This window comes from Kitasatospora sp. NPDC050463 (genome assembly GCF_040655255.1).
Taxonomy (GTDB): domain Bacteria; phylum Actinomycetota; class Actinomycetes; order Streptomycetales; family Streptomycetaceae; genus Kitasatospora.
In genome coordinates, this window is record NZ_JBFAJO010000175.1 from 1 (window position 1) to 4561 (window position 4561).

Below are 4561 nucleotides of genomic sequence, written 5' to 3' on the forward strand. Positions count from 1 at the left end.
CAGGCCGTGAGCTGGGCGCGCTCGGCCTCGGGCAGGTAGGCGGCGGTCGCGTCCCCGTCCGGGTCGGCGGCCATCGCCTCCAGCACCAGCCGGTACATGGCGCCCAGGCGCTCCAGGTTCGCCAGGCTGATCACACTGGTCGCACCCGCGAGGTCGAGCTTGCCGCCGACCGTGATGATGCTGAAGCCGAACTCGGTCGTGCCGTCGACCATCGTGCCCTCGACGTCGACCGAAGCCTTGTCGACGAGGTGGAAGTCGAGGTACTCGAAGAGGACGTTCAGCAGATCGCGGTTGCCGCCGGCGGCGCGCTGGATGGCGGGCAGGGGGTAGCGGCGGTGGGACCAGATGGCCGTCTCCGTCGCATGGGTCCGCTGGACCAGTTCACGCCAGGTCTTCGAGCCCCGGGTGGTGGGGAACGGCAGGGTGTTGAGGTGCATGCCCAGCACCCGGTCGGCGCCCGGGGCCTCTAGCCGGCCGTGGTAGACCACGCCGGTGTGGAAAGCCTCGTCCGCGGTGAGCGAGGACATCACCCTGAGGTGCGCGGCGAGCAGCACGTTCTTGATCGAGCTCTTCGCCTCGGCGGCCAGCTTGCGCAGGCCGTCCTCCAGGTCCGCGAACGGAACGTGGACGTGGTTGCGGTCCACGGCGGCGGCGTCCGGGTCGGACTCGGCGAAGCCGTCCGGCAGCCCCAGCGGACTGTGGGTGGCGACGATCTCCTGCCAGAACTCCTGGGTCGCCGGGTCGGCGAGGGCGTCCTGCTCGGCGGCGATGTAGTCCGCGTAACGGACGGACGGCACCTCGTAGGCTGCCGGCTCCCGGCCGTCCCGCAGGCTGCGGTAGCAGGCGAGCAGCTCCATCAGGAGGGTGTGGTAGCTCCACCCCTCGGTGATGGCGTGGATGTGACTGAACGTCAGACGCCAGGCATCGTCGGACTCGACGTGCACCGAGATGCGCAGCAGCGGGGCGGTGGTCAGCTCGAAGCCGTTCCGGTGCTCCTGCTCGACGTAGGCGAGCGTGAGCGCCGTCACCTCGGCCTCGGCCAGGCCGCGCACGTCGTGGATCGCGACCGGGATCTCGACCTCTGCGTGGACGAGCTGGAGGGGCTGGCTGTAGCCCTCCAGGTGCATCGAGGTGCGCAGGATGTCGTGCCGGGCCACCACGATGTCGGCGGCGCGGCGGAAGGCCTCGGCGTCGAACGGCGTCGAGTCCGGCAGACGGAAGGAGTTGATGTTCTGGTAGACGTCCCGCGACTCGGCCGCGAGCATCTCGACGAGCATGCCGGTCTGGATCTGGGAGAGCGGGTAGGCGTCGACGACGTCGGCCGGGAGGGCGTTGCGGTCGTCCTCGCCGATCTGGGCGAAGGGCTGGACGGCGGTGATCAGTGACTCGCCGGTGCCGGTGCCGGGCAGGGCGGTGACCAGGGCGGCGATGGTGCGCTGCTGGAAGACGTCACGGATGGAGACGTCGTAGCCGGCGGCGCGGAGCGCGCCGACGAGGCGGACGGCGCGGATGGAGTCGCCGCCGAGGTCGAAGAAGCTGTCCTCGACACCCACCTGCGGCAGACCCAGGACCTCGGCCCAGATGGCGGCCAGGCGCTCCTCCAGCGGGGTACGCGGCGCGGTGTAGCCGCTCGTGCCGAAGGCGTCCAGGTCGGGCGCGGGCAGGGCGCGGGTGTCGACCTTGCCGTTCGCGGTGAGCGGGAGGGTGTCGATACCGAGGTAGGCGGCCGGGACCATGTACTCGGGCAGCAGGACACCGAGGTGGGCGCGCAGCGCCGCGGTGTCGATCACGGCGTCGGCGGTGGGCACGACGTACGCGACCAGCATCTTCTCGCCGCCGTTGCCCTCGCGGACGGTGACCACGCTCTGACGGACCTCGGGCAGCTCGGTTAGCGCGGCCTCGATCTCGCCGAGTTCGATGCGGTAGCCGCGGATCTTGACCTGGTTGTCGATGCGGCCGAGGGTCTCCAGGGTGCCGTCGGGCAGGAAGCGGGCGAGGTCGCCGGTGCGGTAGAGACGGGAGCCGGCGGGGCCGTACGGGTTGGGCAGGTACTTCTCGGCGGTCAGGTCGGCCCGCCCGTGGTAGCCGCGGGTGAGGCCGTCGCCGTCGATGTAGACCTCGCCGGGGACGCCGACGGGGGCGGGGGTGAGGTCGTCGGTGAGGACGTACATGCCGGTGTTGGGGAAGGGTGCGCCGAGCGGGACGGCTTCGAGCGCGAGGGTGGTGTCGACGGGGCAACCGGAGTTGCCGATGGTGATCTCGGTCGGCCCGTACTCGGTGGCGACCCGCGTCCCGCCCGGGCCGGCGAGGTCCTGCCAGCGCTGGGCGAGGGTGAGGGGGAAGTTGTCGCCGGCGGCGATGACGATGCCGGCGAGGTCGTGGGCCTGGGCGGGGGTGAGCTGGTGGGTGAGCAGGTCCAGGTGCCCCGGGGTGAGCTTGACGAAGGCGTGGGGACCGGTACGCGCGAGGGCGGTGCCGAGGTCGGCGGTGTCGAGGTCGTCGGGCAGCAGGGTGACGTGCCGGCCGGTGATCAGGGGGGTGAACAGGTTGGGGATGCCGAGGTCGAACGCGATGGAGGAGAACAGGGGTGCGCCGCCGGTGCCGGCGCCGGCGTAGATGTCGGCGGTGTGGTTCAGGTAGTTGACCAGGCCGTGGTGGTGGGCGAGGACGCCCTTGGGGCGGCCGGTGGAGCCGGAGGTGTAGATCGCGTAGGCGAGGTTCTGCCCGTCCAGGGCACGCTGCGGCGCGGTGGCGGGGTGCCGGTCGATGGTCGCCTGCTCACGCTCGATGACGACGAGGGTGCCGTCGTACTGGGCGCCGACGGTGGCGGCCAGGGCGGTCGAGGTGACGATGGCGGGGGTGGCGGTGTCGGCCAGGACGTAGGCGAGGCGCTCGGCCGGCCAGGACGGGTCCAGCGGCAGGTAGGCCGCGCCGGCCTTCCAGACACCGAGGAGGGTGGGCACCAGGTCGACGCCGCGCTCCAGGCACACGCCGACGAGGACGTCGGGGGCGGCGCCGAGGCCGATGAGGTGGTGGGCGATGCGGTTGGCCCGCTCGTCCACCTCGCGGTAGGTGAGGCGGACGTCGCCCGCGACCACGGCGACGGCGTCGGCGGTGGCCTGGGCCTGCGCCTCGAACAGGTCGAGGGTGGTGCCGGTCGGCCACTGCACGGAGTCACCCGCGGCCCAGGCCGTGAGCTGGGCACGCTCGGCCTCGGGCAGGTAGGCGGCGGTCGCGTCACCGTTCGGGTCGGCGGCCATCGCCTCCAGCACCAGCCGGTAGCGCTCGGCCAGGGAGTTCAGGTTCGCCCGGCTGATCGCGGTGCTCTTGCTGTCGAGGTTGACCCGGCCGCCACGCACGATCACGTTGAGGGCGAACTCGTTGGCGCCGTCGCCCATCGATCCGTCGACGTCGACGGAGGTCTCGTCGACGACGTGGAAGTCCAGGTACTCGAAGAGGACGGAGACCAGGTCGCCGGAGCCGCCGGCGGCGCGCTGGACGGCGGGCAGCGGGTAGCGGCGGTGGGACCAGATCGCGGTCTCGGTGGTGTAGGTCCGCTCGACCAGCTCGCGCCAGGTGCGGGCGCCCCGACTCGCCGGGAACGGCAGGGTGTTGAGGTGCATGCCGAGCACGCGGTCGGCGCCCGGGGCCTCCAGGCGGCCGTGGTAGACCACGCCGGTGTGGAAAGCGGTCTCCGAGGTGAGGCTGCCCATCACCTTGAGGTGCGCGGCCAGCAGCACGCTCTTCAGTGACGTCTTCGCCTGGGTGGCGAGGCCGCGCAGGCCGTCCTCGATGTCGGTGTAGGGCACCCCGGCGTGCAGCTGCTCGACGGTGGCGTTCGGGGCCCCGAAGGGGGCCGGCAGGACCAGCGGGCTGTGCTCGTCCACGAGTTGCTGCCAGAAGCCCTGGGTCTGCGGGTCGGCGAGGGCGTCCTGCTCGGCGGCGATGAAGTCGGCGTAGCGGACGGACGGCTGCTCGTAGGCGGCCGGCTCCTCGTCGTTCCGCAGGCTGCGGTAGCAGGCGAGGATCTCCATCACCAGGGTGTGGTAGCTCCACCCCTCGGTGACGGCGTGGATGTGACTGAACGTCAGGCGCCAGGCCCGGTCGGACTCCAGGTGGACGGCGATGCGCAGCAGCGGCGCAGCGGTCAGCTCGAAGCCCAGAGCGCGCTCGGAGGTCATGAACTCCTGCTGGCGCGCCGCCACCTCGGTCTCGGTCAGGCCGCGCAGGTCGTGTGTGGTGACCGGGACCTCGGCGGTGGCGTGGACGAGCTGGAGGGGCTGGCTGTAGCCGTCCAGGTGCATCGAGGTGCGCAGGATGTCGTGCCGGGCGACCACCGTGTCGACGGCGTGGCGGAAGGCCTCGGCGTCGAACGGGACTTCGTCGGGGACGAGGAAGGAGTTCAGGTTGTGGTACGTGTTGCCGCCCTGCGCCGCGAGCAGCTCGACGAGCATGCCGGTCTGGATCTGGGAGAGCGGGTAGGCGTCGACGACGTCGGCGGGGAGGGCGGTGCGGTCGTCCTCGCTGATGAGGGCGAAGGGCTGGACGGCGGTGATCAGGG

At 71.7% G+C, this 4561-nt stretch carries 1 protein-coding gene; it reads right to left on the minus strand.

Features of this window, described 5'->3' with window-relative positions; genetic code table 11:
- On the minus strand, positions 1-4561 hold a 4561-nt coding region (locus tag AB0J08_RS41010; protein WP_360645125.1), incomplete at both ends, for an amino acid adenylation domain-containing protein.